Source organism: Dellaglioa sp. CoH-57-MRSF-21 (assembly GCF_056781915.1).
Genome location: NZ_JBXAXU010000137.1, coordinates 1 through 308, shown reverse-complemented (window position 1 = coordinate 308; position 308 = coordinate 1). Strand labels below are relative to the sequence as shown.

The 308-nt window shown below is 64.0% G+C and carries 1 protein-coding gene; it reads right to left on the bottom strand.

The window, feature by feature from the left end; genetic code table 11:
* On the bottom strand, nucleotides 1-308 hold a 308-nt coding region (locus tag AC1RPQ_RS08295), incomplete at both ends, for a hypothetical protein (RefSeq protein ID WP_481762312.1).

Below are 308 nucleotides of genomic sequence, written 5' to 3'. Positions count from 1 at the left end.
CCGCCGGTTGTGAAGGAGAGTACCTCTTGTGGTGTCGGTAGGAGGTTCCGGGGGGGGCGAGAGCCCGCCCACCAACGTAGGAAGCCGCGGATCCGGAATGCGTCCGCGGATGCCGTCGCCACCCACGCGTCGAGATCGGCTTGGGTGGCAGTGACGACGGTGCGAGATCGATGGTTGAGGAATGCGATGAAGGCCAGGATGATGCGCAGCTCGCGCTTGTCGTTGGCGGCTTGGGTGACGGTTGTTGTCGAGCCACGACGTCGTCGCGTCTGATTCCAGCGAAGGAACGTAGTGACCGCCAGTTCGTC